Origin of the sequence: Pontitalea aquivivens, from assembly GCF_046507575.1 — a bacterium.
GTDB classification, from domain to species: Bacteria; Pseudomonadota; Alphaproteobacteria; order Rhodobacterales; family Rhodobacteraceae; genus Pontitalea; species Pontitalea aquivivens.
In genome coordinates this window covers 1-263 of sequence record NZ_JBKFEY010000147.1, presented here as the reverse complement: position 1 = coordinate 263, position 263 = coordinate 1, and the positions used below count along the sequence as shown (strand labels likewise).

At 60.1% G+C, this 263-nt stretch carries 1 protein-coding gene; it reads right to left on the bottom strand.

Annotated features, from left to right (window positions below):
* On the bottom strand, positions 1-263 hold a 263-nt coding region (locus ACK8OU_RS20585), incomplete at both ends, for a hypothetical protein (protein WP_410305184.1).

Genomic DNA, 263 nt, shown 5'->3' with positions numbered 1-263 from the left:
GACAGCGTCCCTGCATCCGACATCGTCAGCGTCTGGGTGCCGGTCGTGTCCGTCACAGACATGTCGTTGTGCTGTGCAACCGACATCGTCAGCGTAACTGCGTTGTTGTCAAAGTCCACAACACCCAAGCCAAGCGCGGTGCCAGCGCCCGCGCCATCACCTTGCGCACCGGAGATATCCGCGCTCGAGGTGACCTTCAGAACGTCCGTAGCGTCAAAGTCAACATAATCGCCCGTAACCGTCCGGCCGCTCACATCAACCGT